This window comes from Rhodothermales bacterium (assembly GCA_017643395.1).
Lineage (GTDB): Bacteria > Bacteroidota > Rhodothermia > Rhodothermales > UBA10348 > JABDJZ01.
In genome coordinates this window covers 1-701 of record JAEPNP010000018.1, presented here as the reverse complement: position 1 = coordinate 701, position 701 = coordinate 1, and the positions used below count along the sequence as shown (strand labels likewise).

1 protein-coding gene is annotated in these 701 nt (G+C 44.4%); it reads left to right on the top strand.

Features of this window, described 5'->3' with window-relative positions; all coding sequences use genetic code 11:
• The coding region (locus tag JJ896_18575; GenBank protein ID MBO6781656.1) for a multicopper oxidase domain-containing protein at nt 1–478 on the top strand (478 nt) is incomplete at its 5' end.
• Nucleotides 479–701 lie beyond the last annotated feature (223 nt).

Genomic DNA, 701 nt, shown 5'->3' with positions numbered 1-701 from the left:
CGACCGCCTAGATGAGCCTGGAATCGGTCTGGGTAACGACGGCCGCAAAGTACTGGTATACCGCGATCTTAAAAGCTTGAAGCCTAACATTGATGAGCGCGAGCCCGAGCGCGAGGTGGAATTACACCTTACCGGTAATATGGAAAGGTATATGTGGTCGTTCGACGGCAAGCAATTTTATGAAGTGGACGGCCCAATCGAGTTCGAATATAACGAGCGTTTACGTTTGACTTTAGTTAATGACACCATGATGGAGCACCCGATTCATCTGCATGGTATGTGGATGGAAATGGAAAATGGCAACGGCATTTACAACCCACGAAAACACACCTTGTTATTACAGCCGGCACAACGAATTTCAGCCCGGGTTACTCCACTAGACAAAGGCCCATGGGCTTTTCACTGCCATATTTTATACCATATGGATATGGGCATGTTCCGTGTTGTAAAAGTAGTTGATAAACTTGCGGAGGTATAACAATGAAGAAGAATAAAAACCTAAACTCAAACTTGCTTTTACAAACATTGAAATTCCGATTAACCTTATCCGTCAAAAACCTGAGTTCTTTTGCAGGAGCATTGGCGTTGCTACTCCTTTTTGTGAGCGGTAAAGCGTTGGCACAAACAGCGCCCCCGTTCTCAAGTGATATGTTCATGGACAATAAAACGTTCAGCTATCTAATTTTTGACCGACTAGAGTA